Below are 17,189 nucleotides of genomic sequence, written 5' to 3'. Positions count from 1 at the left end.
AGACCATGACCGAGACCCTCCCTGTAACCGACCGTTCCCGCCTGCGCCGCCTGCATGAGCGCGGCCATTTCGACCGCGACAGCATCAACACGATCCTCGACGCGCAGCCGATGTGCCATGTGGGCTATGTCCGGGACGGCAAGCCCTACGTGACGCCGACGATGCAATGGCGCGAAGGCGATCACGTCTATTGGCATGGCTCTTCCGCGAGCCGCGCGCTGCGCAGTCAAAAGGAGACAGAGGTCTGTCTGACGGTCTCGATCCTCGATGGTTTGGTTCTGGCGCGCTCTGGCATGCATCATTCGCTGAACACGCGCTCGGTCATGCTCTTTGGTGTTGCGTTCAAGGTGGAGGATCCGGCGGAGAAGCTGCAAAAGCTCGGAAATTTCGTGAACCATCTCTATCCGGGCCGCTACGAGACGCTGCGCCCAGACCACGAACAGGATCTGAAGGCGACGACCGTGCTGGGGATGGAGATCACCGAGGGCGCGGCGAAGATCCGCACCGGCGGGCCGAGTGACGACGAGGAGGATTACGCGCTGCCGATCTGGGCCGGGGTAATCCCGATCCGTATGGAGGTGGGCGACCCGATCCCCGATCCGCGTAATCTCGACGGTGTCGAGATGCCCGCGCATGTGCGTGATTTTCGATACGGCGGTTGATTGGCCTGCGCGATACGGTCCATCTCCCTCAGGCGCATCTCGTAGAAGAAGGTGAGGCAGTCGATCAGGCGGCGAACGATGATCCGGACCGAGTTGAACCATTTCAATGATTTGGCAAATCTAAGGGATTCGGGAAAGCGCCGCGAGGAAAGCTGATCGTAATCGGGTGTTTCGCGCGACTGTCGGTTTTTGTTCGGTTTCGATCGAATCGCGCAAAAATGCGCTTCACAAAGTCGTGATCTAGCGTCGTGCAAAACTTCGAGGAATCTCGAAAAAGCTTAGCAGGAAAGGGCTGAGAAGCCGCCGTACCGCGCTGGATCGCGCGACCGAGAGGCAAAGCGAAACCGAAATCACTCTCTTGTTTTGTTCCTGTTACATCCGCACACTACGCCGCGTAGCGCGGAGGCTTCGCACGGGGCCTCAGATCCATCCAACAATGAATCCCGCTACATATGGGAGGAAGACATGAAGAATTTTGCACTCGGTGCGGCGCTTGCGTCGGCCTCGCTCATTGCGCCCTTCACGGCCAATGCAGCAACGGAAATCCAGTTCTGGCACGCCTTTACCGGCCGTCTCGGCGAGCTCGTCGATCAGCAGGTCAAGGACTTCAATGCCAGCCAGGACCAGTATGAGGTCGTGGCGACCAACAAGGGCAACTACTCGGAAACGCTGAACGCCGGGATCGCCGCGTTCCGCGCCGGGGAACAGCCCGACATCCTGATGGTGTTCGAGGTCGGCACGGCGACGATGATGGCCGCCAAGGGCGCGATCAAGCCGGTCTACCAGGTGATGGAAGACGCCGGCGTGGACTTCAATCCCGACGATTACATCGGCGCGGTGAAGGGCTACTACACCACCACCGACGGCAAGATGCTGTCGCTGCCCTTCAACTCCTCGACGCCGGTTCTCTGGGTCAACCGCGACATGCTCGACAAGGCAGGCGTCGCCAAGGATGCGCCGCTGACTACCTGGGAAGATGTCGGCAAAGTGCTCGACCAGCTGAAGGAAGCGGGCGTCGATTGCCCGATGACCACCGCCTGGCAGAGCTGGATCCAGCTCGAGAACCTCTCAGCCTATCACAACGTGCCCTTCGCGAGCCAGGAGAACGGCTTCGCCGGTCTCGACGCGAAGCTGGAGTTCAACGGCCCCGTTCAGGTCAAGCACATCCAGACGCTGGGTGACTGGGCCAAGAAGGGCGAGTTCGTCTACAAGGGCCGCCGCAACGAAGGCGGTGCCGATTTCCGTGCCGGCACCTGCGCGCTTTTCACCGAGAGCTCGGCTGGTTACGCGGGCATCAAGTCCGAAGCCAAGTTCAACTTCGAAGTGCACCCGCTGCCCTATTGGGGTGACGTCGACGGTGCGCCGCAGAACACCATCATCGGGGGCGCCTCGCTCTGGGTCATGGCTGGCAAGGATGACGACCACTACAAGGGCGTCGCTGAATTCCTGAACTACCTCTCGTCGCCGGAAGTGCAGGCGAAGTGGCATCAGGATACCGGCTACCTGCCGATCACCAAGGCCGCGGCCGAGCTGACCCGTGAGCAGGGCTTCTACGAGAAGAACCCCGGCACTGACGTGGCCGTGAAGCAGATGACCGCGAATGCGCCGACCGAGAATTCGAAGGGCATCCGCCTGGGCAACTTCGACCAGATCCGCGGCATCATCGACGAGGAACTGGAGGCTGTCTGGGCCGGTGACAAGACCGCGCAAGACGCGCTCGACAACGCGGTGGAGCGTGGCAACCAGCTGCTGCGCCGCTTCGAGCAAGCCAACCGCTAACCCAAATCCAGCCGCGGGCGGGGAGAACCCTGCCCGCGGCTATTTCTATTCTAAGGCCCCGATCCCGATATGGAAAAACGCGTAACCTTCAAGGGCTGGCTCTTGCCGATGCTGCTGCTCGCGCCGCAGTTGATCATCTCGGCCGTGTTCTTCTTCTACCCGGCGGGCGAGGCGGTGTGGCAATCGCTGTTCATCCCCGATCCGTTCGGCCTGTCGATGCAATATGTGGGCCTCGGCAATTTCGAATACCTGTTCAACGACCCCTATTATCGCGCGTCTTTTGTGACGACGGCGGTGTTCTCGACCCTTGTGACACTGGTCTCGATGATCCCGGCGCTGTTCCTCGCGGTGCTGGCGGATCGGCTGGTGAAAGGGGCGGGAACTTACCGCACGCTTCTGATCTGGCCCTACGCGGTCGCGCCCGCGGTGGCCGGTGTGCTATGGCTCTTCATGTTCAACACGCGGATCGGTGTGGTCGCCTTCTATCTCAACCAGATGGGTTATGACTGGAACCATGTGCTCAACGAGAACGAGGCGATGGGCCTCGTCGTCGTGGCGTCGGCATGGGGCCGCATCAGCTATAACTTCCTGTTCTATTTCGCGGCGCTGCAAGCGGTGCCGAAATCGGTGATCGAGGCGGCGGCGATCGACGGGGCGCGGTTCTGGCGGCGCTTCTTCACGATCGTGCTGCCGCTCCTGTCGCCCACGACCTTCTTTCTGCTGGTCGTCAATATCGTCTACGCCTTCTTCGAGACCTTCGGCGTGATCCACACGATCACCTCCGGCGGGCCGCAACAGGCGACCACGATCCTGGTCTACAAGGTCTACGCCGATGGCTTCGTGGGTCAGGATCTCGGAAGCTCTGCCGCGCAATCCGTGGTGCTGCTGGTGGTCGTGGGCTTCCTGACGGTGCTGCAATTCAAATTCGTCGAGAAGCGAGTGCATTACTGATGGCTGACATGCACAACGAACCGCCCCCGGGCATGGTGGAAAAACGCGGCTCCGGCCTGTGGCTGACCCATGTGCTGATGATCGCGGGCGTACTGGTGATCTTCTTCCCGATCTGGCTGGCCTTCGTGGCCTCGACCCATACCCAGCAGGAGATCGCGCAGGCGCCGATGCCGGTGATGCCGGGCTCGCACCTGATCGAGAACTACTCGGATGCGCTGTTCTCCGGGGTGAATGTGCCGGTCGCGACGATGCTGGTGAACTCGCTGGTGATGGCGCTGGGGATCGCGCTCGGAAAGATCGCGATCTCGCTCCTGTCGGCCTTCGCGATCGTCTATTTCCGCTTTCCGGGACGGCGCTTCTTCTTCTGGATGATCTTCATCACGCTGATGCTGCCGGTCGAGGTGCGGATCGTGCCGACCTACGAGGTGGTCGCGGGCTTCGGGATGCTCAACAGCTATTCCGGCCTGATCCTGCCTCTGATCGCATCGGCCACGGCGACCTTCCTTTTCCGGCAGTTCTTCCTGACGGTGCCGGACGAGCTGGCCGAGGCCGCCCGAGTCGATGGCGCGCGTCCGATGCGCTTCTTCTTCGATATCCTGCTGCCGATGAGCCGCACGAATATCGCGGCGCTCTTCGTGATCCTCTTCATTTACGGCTGGAACCAGTATCTCTGGCCGCTCCTCATCACCACCAATCCCGAGATGAACACGATCGTCATGGGGCTCAAGCAGATGTTCCCCTCGGGCGACGATATCGCCGATTGGCCGGTCATCATGGCGACCTCCATCCTCGCGATGATCCCGCCGGTGATCGTGGTGATCTCGATGCAGAAACTCTTCATTCGCGGTCTCGTGGACAGCGAGAAATAAGGGCAGACAATGGCGACCGTTGAACTCGAAAATATCAAGAAACGTTTCGGCAAGACCGAGGTGCTGCACGGGGTCTCGATCGACATCCAGGACGGCGAATTCATCGTCATCGTCGGTCCCTCCGGCTGCGGGAAATCGACGCTGTTGCGCATGGTCGCGGGGCTGGAGAGTATCTCCGAGGGTGAGATCCGCATCGGCGAGGCCCGCGTGAACGAGCGCGAGCCGATGGATCGCGATATCGCGATGGTGTTCCAGAACTACGCGCTCTACCCGCATATGTCGGTGCGCCAGAACATGGGCTACGGGCTGAAGATCGCGGGCATGTCGAAGTCCGAGATCAAGCGCCGCGTCGATGAGGCCGCGAAGCTGTTGCAGCTGTCGGACTATCTCGAGCGAAAGCCGCGCGAACTGTCCGGCGGGCAGCGTCAGCGGGTCGCGATGGGCCGCGCCATCGTGCGCGAGCCGTCGGTCTTCCTGTTCGACGAACCGCTGTCCAACCTCGACGCCAAGCTGCGGGTGCAGATGCGCGTCGAAATCCGCGAGCTGCAGCGCAAGCTCGGCGTGACCGCGCTTTACGTGACCCACGATCAGGTCGAGGCGATGACCATGGCCGACCGGATGATCGTGATGAACGGCGGCGTGGCCGAGCAGATCGGCACCCCGCTCGAAGTCTATGAGCGCCCCGTGACCATCTTCGCGGCGCAGTTCATCGGCAGCCCGTCGATGAACGTCATCGATGCCGAGGTGCGCGGAGGGCGGGTGATGCTGGGCCATGTGACGCTCGGGCCGACCGATCTGCCCGATCGCCCCGTCAGCCTCGGGATTCGGCCCGAACACCTGCATCCCGATGACAATGGCCCGCTGACGCTGAATGTGACCCTGTCCGAACCGCTAGGGGCGAATACGCTTCTGCACGGAACGCTGGAAGGGCGCGGCGAGCCGATGACCGCAGCGCTGCCGGGCGTGCATATGGAGAAGCAGGCGGTGGGGCAGGTGCGGCTGTCGGTGAACGCCGAAGACCTGCATCTCTTCGATCCGAAAACCGGCAAGCGCCTGAACTGATCGGAGAGGCGGCCAGGCGCACTCAGTTCCGGGCGCTGGCGAGCTTGCCCAACATCGTCAGCGCCTGATCCATCTGCTCGAGCGAGACGAACTCGTCGGCCTTATGGGCCTGCTCGATCGAGCCGGGCCCGCAGATCACCGCGTCCATTCCGAGCGACTGGAACAGCCCGGCCTCGGTGTTGAAAGCAACGCAGCCTGCGTGGTTCTGCCCGGTCAGCGCGAAGACCAGATCGCGCGCGGCGTTGTCGTCCATCGGCTCGAGCCCCACGACCTCGCCGATGGTCTCGGTGGAGATCGCGGCTTCCGGCGCGATGGCGCGCATCTCGGGCAGCAGCGTGTCTTCGACGTAGCTCGCGATCTCGGCTTTGACGAAATCCATGTCAGCGGCATTGATCGGGCGCATCTCCCAGGCCAGTTCGGCGCGCGGCGCGATCACGTTATGAGAAATGCCGCCTTTCAGCGCGCCTACGTTGAGCGTCGTCTGCGGCGGATCGAAGCGCGAGCCTTCGGGGCAGCGTTTGATCAGCTCGGCGCGCAGCTCGAACAGGCGGTTGATGTAGCGCACAGCGTATTCGACCGCGTTCACGCCCTTCTCAGGCGCGGAGCTATGGCCCGGCAGCCCCTCGAAGCGCACGGTATATTCGCAGCAGCCCTTGTTGCCGTCGAAGACCTGCATCGAAGTCGGCTCTCCGATGATGCACAGCGCCGGTCTGACCGGGCGTTTCGCCAGCAGCTTCACCAGTTCCTGCGCGCCCAGACAGCCGACCTCCTCGTCATGGGTGAAGGCGAAATGGATCGGGCGGGTTTTCGCGGCCTCGGCCAGCAGATCGAGCGAGCCGAGACAGGCGGCGATGAAGCCTTTCATGTCGCAGGCGCCGCGCCCGTAGAGCTTGCCGTCGCGCTCGGTCATGGTGAAAGGATCGCTGGTCCAGTCCTGATCGGTGACCGGTACCACGTCCGAATGGCCCGACAGCACCAGCCCGCCATCGCCTGCCTCGCCCAGCGTCGCGAAAAGGTTCGCCTTGTGGCCGCTCTCGTCGACCATGACCTCTACCGCCGCGCCGACGGTTTCCAGCCGGTCCGCAATGTAGTGGATGATCGGCAGGTTGCTGTCGGTCGATATCGTCGGATAGGCGATCAGGTCCGATAGGATCGCGCGGGTGGTGTCGATCCGCATCGGCTCAGTCCTTGACGAACAGTTTGCGCTCGATGTTGCACAGCGGCTCGGCGGGGCCGTCCTCGGTGATGAGGATGGTCTCGGTCGTCTCCATCCCCCAGTCATCCATCCAGAGGCCGGGCATGAAGTGGAAGGTCATGCCGGGCTCGAGGATCGTCTCGTCGGTGTCGCGGATCGAGACGGTATGCTCGCCCCAATCCGGCGGGTAGGAGCAGCCCACCGCGTAACCCGCGCGGTTCGGGCGTTCGATGCCGACCTTGGCCAGCTCGACGTTCAGTGCGCGGGCGATGTCACAGGCGCGGTTCCCGGCACGCGCGACTTCGATCCCGGCGTTGAGGCCTTCGGTTAGCGCTTCGCTCGCATCGAGGACATGCTGCGGGGGCTTGCCCAGAAAGATCGTGCGCGAGAGCGGCGCGTGATAGCGACGGTAGCAGCCGGATTGCTCGACGAAGGTCGCTTCGCCAGCTTTCAGTGCCTCGCCGTTCCATGTCAGGTGCGGCGCGGAGGCATCCGGACCCGAGGGCAGCATCGGCACGATGGCCGGATAATCGCCCCAGCTGTCTTCCTCGCCCTGCACGGCGGTCTTGTACAATTCGCCGACCAGATCATGCTTGCGCAGCCCCGGCTCGGCCAGTTCCACCGCACGCTGGATCACCAGTTCGGAGATCCGTGCGGCACGGCGCATGAAACGCAGCTCCTCGTCGGATTTGATCAGGCGCTGCCAGTTCACCAGCACAGAGGCATCGAGCAGCGTCGCTTCGGGCAGCCCTTCGAAGAGGACTGCATGCGCTTTCGCGGTGTAGAAATAGGTCTCCATCTCGACGCCGATCCGGGCCTTGCCGTAGCCCATGATCCGCAGGTGAGAGGCGAGGTCTTCCATCGGGTGCATGATGTCGGATTGCACCATCGCGTCGTTGTAATGGAGGATGTTTTCCTCCTCCATCCAGACGGTGCGGCGCGCGCCGTTGGAATCCATGAAGCGGCCCCACCAATAGGGGGCGCCCTCCATCGGCAGGATCACGCCCTGATGGGTGTAGAAGGACCAGCCGTCATAACCTGTCAGCCAGAACTGGTTAGACGGGTTGGTGATGAAGAGAATGTCGATCTCGCGCTGCGCCATTGCCGCGCGTACGAGCGCGATCCGGCGGGAAAATTCGAGTTCGCTGAAGTGCACGTTTTCGATCGGCATTCGGGCTTCTTTCTGCTGGCGGTATTTCGGGCAGGTTGGGGCGCGCCCCCGAGCAAGGTCAAGGCCAAAACGAAAACGTGCAACCCCCGGGAGGGCTGCACGTTCGCGTGAAATGGCGCAGTCGTTGTCGTCGCTTACGGAATGAGCCGAGCGAGGATCAATTCCGCCGCTTCCTCGGGGCTGATCGCGGTGGTGTCGATCCGCATCTCGGGGTTCTCGGGTGCCTCGTAGGGCGAGTCGATGCCGGTGAAGTTCTTCAGCTGGCCGGATCGCGCCTTGGCATAGAGCCCTTTCACGTCGCGCGCCTCGGCCACTTCGAGCGGCGTATCCACGAAGACTTCGAGGAATTCGCCCGGCTGCATCATTGCGCGCACCATGTCGCGCTCCGAGCGGAAGGGCGAGATGAAGGCCGTGACCACTATGAGGCCCGCGTCGGTCATCAGCTTCGCGACCTCGCCGACGCGCCGGATGTTTTCCACGCGGTCGGCCTCGGTGAAGCCCAGATCCTTGTTCAGGCCGTGGCGCACGTTGTCGCCATCGAGCAGGAAAGTGTGGCGGTTCATCCGCGCCAGCTTCTTCTCGACCATGTTGGCGATCGTGGATTTGCCCGAGCCCGACAGACCCGTGAGCCAGACCACCGCCGGCTTCTGGTGCTTCATGTTGGCATGATGCTCGCGCCCGATATCGGTCGCCTGCCAGTGGATGTTCTGGGCCCGGCGCAGCGCGAAGTTGATCATGCCCGCAGCCGCAGTCTGGTTGGTCATCTTGTCGATCAGGATGAACCCGCCCAGATCGCGGTTCTCGGCATAGGGGGCGAAGGGGATCTCGCGGTCGGTGGTGATGTTGGCCACGCCGATCGCGTTCAGGTCCAGCGTCTTCGTCGCCAGATGCTCCTGCGTGTTGACGTTCACCTCGTATTTCGGCTCCTGCACGGTCGCCGAGACGGTCTGCGTGCCGATTTTCAGCCAATAGGCGCGGCCTGGCAGCAGTTCGTTCTCGTCCATCCAGACGATGGTGGTCTCGAACTGGTCGGCCACTTCCAGCGGTTCTTTCGCGGAGACGATGATCTGCCCGCGCGAGCAGTCGATCTCGTCGACCAGCGTGATCGTGATGGATTCGCCCGCCACCGCCATGTCGCGGTCGCCCTCCAAGCTGACGATCCGCGCCACTTTCGAGGTTTTGCCCGAGGGCAGCACGCGCACCTCGTCGCCCGGACGCACGGTGCCCGACGCGATCAGCCCCGAGAAGCCGCGGAAGTCGAGGTTGGGGCGGTTTACCCATTGCACGGGCATCCGGAAGGGGCGCTCCTGATCGGAGGTCACGTCCACCTCGACCGCTTCGAGATAGGGTAGGAGCGACGGCCCCTTGTACCATGGGGTATTCTCGCTCGGGCCTGTGATGTTATCGCCCTTGAAGCCCGAGATCGGGATCGCGGTGAAGCCTTCGATGCCGATGCTGTCGGCGAAGGTTTGGTAATCGGCCACGATCTCGTCGAAGGTCGCCTGATCGTAGTCCACCAGATCCATCTTGTTCACCGCCAGCACGATATGGCGGATGCCGAGCTGGTGGACGAGGTAGGAGTGGCGCCGCGTTTGGGTAAGTAAGCCCTTGCGCGCATCGATCAGGATCACCGCCAGATCGGCGGTCGAGGCACCGGTGACCATGTTGCGGGTATACTGTTCGTGGCCGGGGGTGTCCGCGACGATGAACTTGCGCTTCTCGGTCGCGAAGAAGCGGTAGGCCACGTCGATCGTGATGCCCTGTTCGCGCTCGGCAGCGAGCCCGTCGACCAGCAGTGCGAAGTCGATCTCCTGGCCTTGGGTGCCGACGCGCTTGGAGTCGGCCTCCAGCGCGGCCAGCTGATCCTCGAAGATCATCTTGCTGTCATAGAGCAGCCGCCCAATCAGCGTCGATTTCCCGTCATCGACCGAGCCGCAGGTGATGAAGCGCAGCATGGTCTTGTGTTGATGCGCCTCGAGATAGGCGTCGATATCCTGCGCAATCAGCGCGTCGGTCTTGTAGATCGGATCGTTGGTCGTCATGTCGGCTCACCTGATAGGGTGGAAATGAAGGCGCGCGTGCGGCTCGGGAGGGGAGGGCTCAGAAATAGCCTTCCTGCTTTTTCTTCTCCATCGAGGCGCTCTGATCGTGGTCGATCGCGCGGCCCTGACGCTCGGAGGTGGTGGTCAGCAGCATTTCCTGAATGACTTCCGGCAGGGTCTGCGCCTCGCTCTCGACGGCGCCGGTCAGCGGGTAGCAGCCCAGAGTGCGGAAGCGGACCGAGCGCATCACCGGCTCCTCGCCGTCGCGCAGCGGGAAGCGGTCGTCGTCGACCATCAGGATCAGCCCGTCGCGTTCCACCGTCGGACGCGGAGCCGAGAAATAGAGCGGGACGATCTCGATCCCTTCGAGGTGGATATATTGCCAGATGTCCAGCTCGGTCCAGTTCGAGATCGGGAAGACGCGGACGCTCTCGCCCTTCGCTTTCTTGGCGTTGTAGAGGCGCCAGAGCTCGGGGCGCTGGTTCTTCGGATCCCAGCGATGATTGGCCGAGCGGAACGAGAACACGCGTTCCTTCGCGCGGGATTTCTCCTCGTCGCGGCGCGCGCCGCCGAAGGCCACGTCGAAGCCGTGCTTGTCCAGAGCCTGTTTCAGACCTTCGGTCTTCCACATGTCGGTATGCAGCGAGCCGTGATCGAACGGGTTGATCCCCTTGGCCTTCGCCTCGGGGTTCTGGTGCACGATCAGCTCCATCCCCGCATCCTTCGCGGCCTTGTCGCGCAGGTTGTACATCGCCTGGAATTTCCACGTCGTGTCGACATGCATCAGCGGGAAGGGCGGCGGCGACGGGTAGAAGGCCTTCTTCGCGAGATGCAGCATCACCGCGCTGTCCTTGCCGACCGAATAGAGCATGACCGGATTGTCGGCTTCGGCCACGACTTCGCGCAGGATGTGAATGCTTTCGGCTTCGAGCCGCTGCAGGTGAGTCAGGGTCTTGTTCATGCGGGAGGTCTCTGTCTGATCGCGGTTTTCCGAGATATAGGCGGCGGGTTTTGCTGGATAACCCCCCAAATGGGGGGTAAATACGGCTTATGTTGGGGCAGTCCGAGAACACACTGTTGATCAACGCGCTCTTCGCGGCGGCGAGCGAGGCGGGAAAGGCTGGCTGGGTGCGCTTTCTCGAGCGGCTCTGTTCGGTCGCCCATGCCGAGGGTGCGGCGGTGCAGATTCTCGCACCCGAGGGGGAGGGCGCGGGCTGGCAGGTCGGCAGGATCGCCTTGCCGGACGCCGCGCGACTCCACCCGATGCGACTGGATCGTGTCTATTCGCAGATCGACCTGCCGGGTGAAGTGGCGTGGCCCGAACCGCTCCGGGCGCTGAAGGTCGCGGCAGGGGGGGCGGGGCGCGTGGTGCTGATGATCGCGCGCTCGAACCGGGATTTCCGCGCGGCGGAGGCGTTGGCTCTCTCGACGCTCGCGCCGCATCTGGGGCAGGCGGTGATGATACGCGAGGCGCTGGGCGGCGAGCGGGCGCGAGCCGCGCGCGATGCCGAGGCCACGGCGGCGCTCGGCGCGGGGTGGCTGGTCCTGACGCCCGCGGGTACGGTGCTGGAATTCGATCCGCGCGTAGCGGCGGAATTCGATGCGGGAGGTTGGCTGCGGCTGCGCATTGGCGCGCGCCCGGAATTCGCCGATCCCGACGCCGCGCTGCGCTTTCGGCAGAGCCTCGCGAAACTCGGGGAAGGCGGGGCGGTCGTCCGGCCGATCCCGCTTGGCCCCGAGGGGCAGGGCGTGCTCCGGCTCGCGCCGGGGCGATGGCGGGGCAGTCCTGCACTGATCGGACATCTGCGCGCCATGCCACTGGCTGAGGCGCTGCCGGTCGCGCGTGTCGCGGGGGCGCTAGATCTCAACCGGTCCGAGGCGCGGCTCGCGGCGCTTCTATGCGATGGGGCGAGCCTGCGCGAGGCGGCCGAGCGGCTTGGCTGGACGCTGGAGACCGCGCGCTCGACCTCAAAGCAGATCTATGCCCGCGCCGGGGTCAGCGGTCAGACGGGACTGTTGCGCAAGATGTTCGGCTCGGCGCTCTGGCTGGGTTAGCCGCGTACGAAGAAAACCGCCGCCATCACCAGCCCGACCGCAATGATGAAGCCGCGCAGCAGCGCCATATTGGTGATCCGCTTCGACAGATGCGCGCCCAGGTAGCCGCCGACGGCGCTCGCGATACCCAGCACCAGAACCGCCTGCCAGTCGATCAGTCCGGCCACCGCGTAGGTTACGACCGAGACCAGCGACAGCACGGCCGAGACGAGGTTCTTCAGGCCGTTCATCGCATGCAGATCGGTGAAGCCAATCAAGCCGAGCGCGGCGAGCAGCATGATCCCGAGCCCGCCGTTGAAATAGCCGCCGTAGATCGTCACCGCGAGTAGCAGGGCGAAGGCGGACACGGCGCCCATCGTGCGGCCAGAGCGTTGCAGCGCCTTCAGCAGCATCGGCCCGAAGGCAAACGCCGCCGTCGCCAGCAGCAGAAGCCACGGCACCACGCCGGCGAACAGTTTTTCGGGCGTGATCAGCAGCAGGAGCGCGCCGAGGAACCCGCCCGCGACGGCGGCGATCAGGATCGTGCGCAGCGCCATCGGCCCCTTGTGGCGCAGCTCGTGACGGAAGGCCCAGGCGCTCGACAGATAGCCGGGCAGGGCCGCCAGCGTCGCGGTGGCATTGGCGGTGATCGGCGGCACGCCGGTCCAGACAAGCGCGGGGAAGGACAGGAACGTCCCGCCGCCCGCGACCGCATTCAAAGCGCCCGCCGCGAGACCGGCGAGCGCGAGGATCAGGAAAGACAGCATTTCTTACCGTAGTCAGCCGAGGTCAGGTGCGACCGGAACGACGATCCGCCCGCGAACCTTTCCATCGAGGAATTTCGGCGCGGTTGCAATCACTTCGTCCAAGGCGACTTCCATCTCCATAGCGGCGAGCTTCTCCATGTCGAGATCGGCAGCCAGACGACGCCATGCTTCGACGCGATCCTCGATCGGGCACATCACGCTGTCGACGCCTGCGAGCGTCACGCCGCGCAGGATGAAGGGCGCGACCGAGGTCGGCAGGTTCATCGAACCCGCGAGACCACAGGCGGCGACGGTGCCGCGATAGGCCATCATCGACAGAACATTGGCCAACACCTCACCGCCGACCACGTCGACCGCACCGGCCCAGCGTTCCTTGTTCAGCGGGCGCGGCTTGCCAGAAACGTCCTCGCGCGGAACGATCGACGATGCGCCGAGGCGCTTGAGGTAGTCTTCCTCTTCCGGGCGCCCGGTAACGGCAGCCACTTTATAGCCGAGCTTGCCCAGAAGAGCGATCGCGACGCTACCCACGCCGCCGGTCGCTCCGGTCACGACGATCTCGCCGCTCTCGGGCGTCACGCCATGCGCCTCGAGCGCCATCACGCAGAGCATCGCCGTGTAGCCCGCAGTGCCGATCGCCATTGCCTGACGCAACGAGATGCCGTCGGGCAGTTTCACCAGCCACTCGCCTTTCAGATGGGCGCGCTCTGCCAGCCCGCCCCAGTGTTTCTCGCCCACGCCCCAGCCGTTGAGCACGACCCGGTCGCCCTTGGCGAAATCGGGATGCTTGCTGGTCGCGACGATGCCGGAGCAGTCGATGCCCGGCACCATCGGGAAACTGCGCACCACGGGGCCTGCACCGGTGATCGCCAGTGCGTCCTTGTAGTTCATCGTCGAGTAGGCGACGTCGACCGCCACCTCGCCCTCTGCCAGATCGGGCAGGTCGATATCCTTGAGCGCGGCGCTCTGAGTCTCTTCGGGTTTCTCGATCAGGATGGCTTTGACCATGGGGTATCCTTTCAGCTTCGGGCGAGCCGCAGGAAGCCGTCGGTGAAACGGCGCAGCGGCTCGGGGTTGCGTTGAAGTTTCGTGCGCAGAACCGCGCCTTCCCAGCCGGTCCAGAACAGTTCTGCGAGTGCTTCGGGGTCGTGATCGGCGCCGATTTCGCCCGCCATTTGCGCGTCACGCAGGCAGGATACGGTAAGGTTTTGCCAGCGCTCGAACACCGCGATCAGGCGGCTGCGGAACTCTTCGGGCAGGCTGCCCATCTCCTGACCGAGATTGCCGATCAGGCAGCCACGGCGGAAGTCGAACCGCGCCATGCCCGCCTCGGCCTCTTCGGTGAAGGCGGTGAGCCGGGCGAGGGGTGCGAGGTCCGCGCGGTCGAAGGCGCGGCGCAGCTTGTCTTCGAAATAGGCGTCATAGGCGTCGATGAGCGCCGCGCCAAACGCCGCTTTCGTCGGGAAGTAGTGGTAGAAGCTGCCCTTGGTGACACCGGCAGCGGCGGTGATCTCTTCGAGAGCGACGCTTGCGTAGCCGCGCTCGGTCAATTGGGCGAGCCCTGCCTGGATCAGCGCCTTGCGGGCGTCCTGATCCTCGGGCTTGCGGCGCGGGCGGCCGCGGCGCGCGGGGGCTGGGGTAACGCTCATATAGAATAAATATACCATACGGTATGTAAAATCAACCGCCGCGAATGTCCCCCCTCGCCAGTGCGGCCTTTGCCGAGCCGCGGCAGCGATCGGAACAGTAGCGCACGCTCTCCCAGTCACGGGCCCACTTTTTGCGCCACGCGAAGGGGCGGCCACAGCTGGCGCAGAGCTTTGTCGGCAGGTCGGATTTGCGGCGCATCTTCATGCAATTCGATACGCGGTGGACGCGTGGCCGGATGACCGCCGGCCAAAGGAAAAGGGGCCGCGCGCGGCGACCCCTCCCTCGTCCGTCTTTCCCGGCGATCAGATCGCCGAACTATGCCCGGCTTTCGACAGATCGTAGGCATCGAAATGGCGCGCGATCATGCGGGTGAGCGGGCGCGCCTTCGCCGGAATGCGCAGCCCGTCCGCGTTCACCTGAACCATGTCGCCGAAATGCTCCGCGCAGGCGGCGAACATTGCGGCGAGTTCCTTCGGATCGGCGCCGTAATCCCGCACCAGCTCTGCCGCTTTCACTTCAAAATCGCACATCAGCGCCTCGATCAGCCGCGCGCGCATCTTGTCATCCGCAGTGAAGCGGTGCCCGCGCGAGGTCGAGAAGCGATCCGCCCGGATCGCAGCTGTATGGGCTGAAGTAGCTGGCGCGTTCTGTGCATAGCCTTGCGGGAAGCGCGAGATCGAGGACGCTCCGAGCCCGACCAGCGCCTCGGCCTGATCGTCGGTATAGCCTTGGAAATTGCGCCGTAACTGACCTCTCTTCTGGGCGGTCGAGAGCCCGTCGGTCGGCAGCGCGAAATGGTCGATTCCGATCTCGTCATAACCATCGGCCACGAACAACTCGCGCGCCACCTCGAACAGCTTCAGGCGCTCTTGCGGGGTGGGCAGATGGTCTGATGGGATCATCGTTTGGCGGCGCGCCATCCACGGCACATGCGCGTAGCCGTAGAGCGCCACGCGATCGGGGCCGAGCGACAGCAGCTTTTGCACCGAGGCCGCGATTTTCGTCGGTGTCTGGTAAGGCAGACCGTAGAGGATATCGGCGTTGAGGCTCGCGACATCGCGTTCGCGAATCATGTCGACCGCAGCTTTGGTTACCTCATAGCTCTGGTCGCGCCCGATCACGCCCTGAATCTGCGGGTCGAAATCCTGCACCCCGATCGAGGCGCGGTTCATACCCGACTCGGCGAGCGCGTCGAGGCGGGCGGCGTCGATTTCGTTGGGGTCGATCTCGACCGAGAATTCCGCGCCTTCGCCCATCGGTACCACGTCGAAGACCGCATCGGCGAGGCGGCGCATCATGTCGGGGGGCATCAGCGTCGGCGTGCCGCCGCCCCAATGCAGACGCGACAGCGTGACGCCGGGCGCCAGGCGCTCCTTGAAGAGGCGCAGCTCGGCCAGCAGCGTCTCGGCATAGGCGCGGACCGGTTCCTCGCTTTGCGTGCCTTGCGTGCGGCAGGCGCAGAACCAGCAGAGCCGACGACAAAACGGCACGTGCATGTAGAGCGAAATCGACGCGCCTTCGGGGATCGCCTCGATCCAATGCGCGAATTCCATGGGGCCGACATCGCCCGCGAAATGGGGGGCGGTGGGGTAGCTCGTATAGCGGGGCACCCGTGCGTCGAAGAGTCCGAGTCGGGTAAGTTGCGATTCCTGTTCCATGCGCGTATCTTTAGAGATAACACGCGCGACAGAATTTGACCCAGATCAAGCAATATCCATATGGCACATGATGACGTTCAGCCTGCTTCGCTCGCATGCGGAGACTGCCCGATCCAACATCGCGCGGTCTGTGCGCGATGTGACGCGGAGGAGCTCGAGCAGCTTGAGAAGATCAAATATTACCGAAGCTTCGAAGCGGGGCAGACGATCATCTGGGCGGGCGACCAGATGGATTTCGTGGCCTCGGTCGTCTCAGGGATCGCGACGCTGACGCAAACGCTCGAAGACGGACGTACGCAGATGGTGGGCCTGTTGCTGCCCTCGGATTTCGTGGGGCGCCCCGGGCGCACCCGTGCCGCGTATAACGTGACCGCGACGACCGACATCCTGATGTGCTGTTTCCGCCGCAAGCCCTTCGAGGAAATGATGGAGCGCACGCCCCATATCGCGCAGCGCCTGTTGCAGATGACGCTCGACGAACTGGACGCCGCGCGCGAATGGATGCTGCTGCTGGGCCGCAAGACCGCGCGCGAGAAGATCGCCTCGCTCCTGTCGATCGTGGCGCGGCGTGATGCCTCGATCAACATGAGCCCCAGCGCCCGGCAGATGGTGTTCGATCTGCCGCTGACGCGCGAAGCGATGGCCGATTACCTTGGCCTCACGCTAGAGACGGTGAGTCGTCAGATGTCCGCGCTGAAACGCGACGGGGTGATCGAACTGCAGGGTAAGCGCCACGTCACCGTGCCGGACATGGATCGGCTGCTGCTTGAGGCGGGCGATGACAGCGACGGCGGTTTCCTTATCTGAGTATACGTCCGGTCAGGGGGATACGCACTGCCGATAGGTGAGTGGCTTCATTCCGCTCTGCGAGATGTCCTGACGCGAAAGGTAGATGCCGGTGCTCGACAGGGTGAGCACGATATCGCGCTGCCATTTCTGCCCTTCGCCGGTGAAATTCCACGTGGCCCGAACCACGCGATCGGTCGCGCTGTCGATCTCAGCGAGCTTGGCTTGCGACTCGTAGAATTTCAGGCTGTCCGGCTTCACCACCATCAGGCCTTTGTTGTCATCGCGTGAGGCGTCGCAATCGGCCTTTGTCAGCCCCCAGCGTCCGACCATCCCCTCCGGCAGTGTCTTCGGCATCGTCCCGTCCTGTTTCGGCGTCATCTCCTGACAGGCAGACAGCAGGGCGAGGCTGGCGAGAAGGGCGGGAATGATATGGCGGGTCATTGGGGGCTCCGGTCTTTCGTCAGCCAGCCAACCCGCCAGCGCGGCCGGAGTTCCGTGCCGGACACAGATGTCGCGAGAAGGTCGTTATTTCGCACGCGTTCCGTCGCGGTTTGGACATTGTC

At 63.8% G+C, this 17,189-nt stretch carries 17 protein-coding genes; 7 read left to right on the top strand and 10 right to left on the bottom strand.

Annotation, left to right across the window (positions count from 1 at the left end; translation table 11 throughout):
• The first annotated feature begins 5 nt into the window (after positions 1–5).
• The 5 genes from DEM26_RS01080 to DEM26_RS01060 all read left to right on the top strand — a co-directional run bounded on the left by DEM26_RS01080 (position 6) and on the right by DEM26_RS01060 (position 5,323).
• Complete coding sequence (locus DEM26_RS01080) at positions 6–662, top strand: pyridoxamine 5'-phosphate oxidase family protein (protein ID WP_199224613.1); 657 nt, start codon at positions 6–8, stop codon at positions 660–662.
• Between the two features lie 465 nt (positions 663–1,127).
• A complete protein-coding gene (gene ugpB, locus DEM26_RS01075; protein ID WP_075774142.1) occupies positions 1,128–2,441 on the top strand; it encodes a sn-glycerol-3-phosphate ABC transporter substrate-binding protein UgpB in 1,314 nt (437 codons plus the stop codon).
• Positions 2,442–2,510: 69 nt separating this feature from the next.
• Positions 2,511–3,392 (top strand): sn-glycerol-3-phosphate ABC transporter permease UgpA, encoded by an 882-nt coding sequence (ugpA, locus tag DEM26_RS01070; RefSeq protein ID WP_088719653.1) that lies wholly within the window; start codon positions 2,511–2,513, stop codon positions 3,390–3,392.
• A gap of 32 nt (positions 3,393–3,424) precedes the next feature.
• Positions 3,425–4,261 (top strand): sn-glycerol-3-phosphate ABC transporter permease UgpE, encoded by an 837-nt coding sequence (gene ugpE / locus DEM26_RS01065; RefSeq protein ID WP_075774334.1) that lies wholly within the window; start codon positions 3,425–3,427, stop codon positions 4,259–4,261.
• 9 nt (positions 4,262–4,270) lie between these two features.
• Positions 4,271–5,323, top strand: coding sequence for an ABC transporter ATP-binding protein (locus DEM26_RS01060; RefSeq protein WP_075774144.1), 1,053 nt, complete (start codon positions 4,271–4,273; stop codon positions 5,321–5,323).
• Positions 5,324–5,345: 22 nt separating this feature from the next.
• Here DEM26_RS01060 and argE read toward each other — a convergent pair whose 3' ends face one another.
• From argE to cysD, 4 genes are all read right to left on the bottom strand, one after another.
• The gene (gene argE, locus DEM26_RS01055) at positions 5,346–6,500 is read right to left on the bottom strand and encodes an acetylornithine deacetylase (protein WP_088719655.1); all 1,155 of its coding nucleotides are present in this window, start codon (positions 6,498–6,500) and stop codon (positions 5,346–5,348) included.
• 4 nt (positions 6,501–6,504) lie between these two features.
• Positions 6,505–7,689 (bottom strand): M24 family metallopeptidase, encoded by a 1,185-nt coding sequence (locus DEM26_RS01050; protein ID WP_075774146.1) that lies wholly within the window; start codon positions 7,687–7,689, stop codon positions 6,505–6,507.
• 134 nt (positions 7,690–7,823) lie between these two features.
• Entirely contained in the window at positions 7,824–9,731 is a 1,908-nt protein-coding gene (gene cysN / locus DEM26_RS01045; RefSeq protein WP_109171519.1) for a sulfate adenylyltransferase subunit CysN, read from the bottom strand.
• Positions 9,732–9,789: 58 nt separating this feature from the next.
• The gene (cysD, locus tag DEM26_RS01040; RefSeq protein ID WP_075774335.1) at positions 9,790–10,728 is read right to left on the bottom strand and encodes a sulfate adenylyltransferase subunit CysD; all 939 of its coding nucleotides are present in this window, start codon (positions 10,726–10,728) and stop codon (positions 9,790–9,792) included.
• An 80-nt stretch (positions 10,729–10,808) separates the two neighbouring features.
• Between cysD and DEM26_RS01035 the strand changes: the two genes are divergently transcribed.
• On the top strand, positions 10,809–11,786 hold the full coding sequence (locus tag DEM26_RS01035) for a helix-turn-helix transcriptional regulator (protein WP_146194419.1): 978 nt from the start codon (positions 10,809–10,811) through the stop codon (positions 11,784–11,786).
• Here the strand turns inward: DEM26_RS01035 and DEM26_RS01030 are convergent.
• From DEM26_RS01030 to hemN, 5 genes are all read right to left on the bottom strand, one after another.
• Positions 11,783–12,532, bottom strand: coding sequence for a sulfite exporter TauE/SafE family protein (locus DEM26_RS01030; protein WP_075774149.1), 750 nt, complete (start codon positions 12,530–12,532; stop codon positions 11,783–11,785). The two genes, DEM26_RS01035 and DEM26_RS01030, sit on opposite strands and share 4 nt — an antisense overlap.
• Before the next feature lie 12 nt (positions 12,533–12,544).
• A complete protein-coding gene (gene acuI, locus DEM26_RS01025; protein WP_075774150.1) occupies positions 12,545–13,537 on the bottom strand; it encodes an acrylyl-CoA reductase (NADPH) in 993 nt (330 codons plus the stop codon).
• An 11-nt stretch (positions 13,538–13,548) separates the two neighbouring features.
• Positions 13,549–14,178: an acrylate utilization transcriptional regulator AcuR gene (gene acuR / locus DEM26_RS01020; RefSeq protein WP_109171663.1), complete on the bottom strand. Its 630-nt coding sequence runs from the start codon at positions 14,176–14,178 to the stop codon at positions 13,549–13,551.
• A gap of 31 nt (positions 14,179–14,209) precedes the next feature.
• The gene (locus DEM26_RS01015; RefSeq protein ID WP_109171517.1) at positions 14,210–14,377 is read right to left on the bottom strand and encodes a DUF2256 domain-containing protein; all 168 of its coding nucleotides are present in this window, start codon (positions 14,375–14,377) and stop codon (positions 14,210–14,212) included.
• A 104-nt stretch (positions 14,378–14,481) separates the two neighbouring features.
• Positions 14,482–15,837, bottom strand: coding sequence for an oxygen-independent coproporphyrinogen III oxidase (gene hemN / locus DEM26_RS01010; RefSeq protein ID WP_109171516.1), 1,356 nt, complete (start codon positions 15,835–15,837; stop codon positions 14,482–14,484).
• Positions 15,838–15,897: 60 nt separating this feature from the next.
• Here hemN and fnrL point away from each other — a divergent pair, with 60 nt between their 5' ends.
• Complete coding sequence (gene fnrL, locus DEM26_RS01005; RefSeq protein WP_075774153.1) at positions 15,898–16,644, top strand: transcriptional regulator FnrL; 747 nt, start codon at positions 15,898–15,900, stop codon at positions 16,642–16,644.
• Between the two features lie 12 nt (positions 16,645–16,656).
• Here the strand turns inward: fnrL and DEM26_RS01000 are convergent, their stop codons facing one another.
• Entirely contained in the window at positions 16,657–17,067 is a 411-nt protein-coding gene (locus DEM26_RS01000) for a hypothetical protein (RefSeq protein ID WP_109171515.1), read from the bottom strand.
• Positions 17,068–17,189 lie beyond the last annotated feature (122 nt).

Source organism: Thioclava sp. NG1 (assembly GCF_003122275.1).
Classification (GTDB): Bacteria; Pseudomonadota; Alphaproteobacteria; order Rhodobacterales; family Rhodobacteraceae; genus Thioclava; species Thioclava nitratireducens.
Note: the sequence above shows the minus strand (reverse complement) of the source record. Positions and strands in the feature narration are given on the sequence as shown.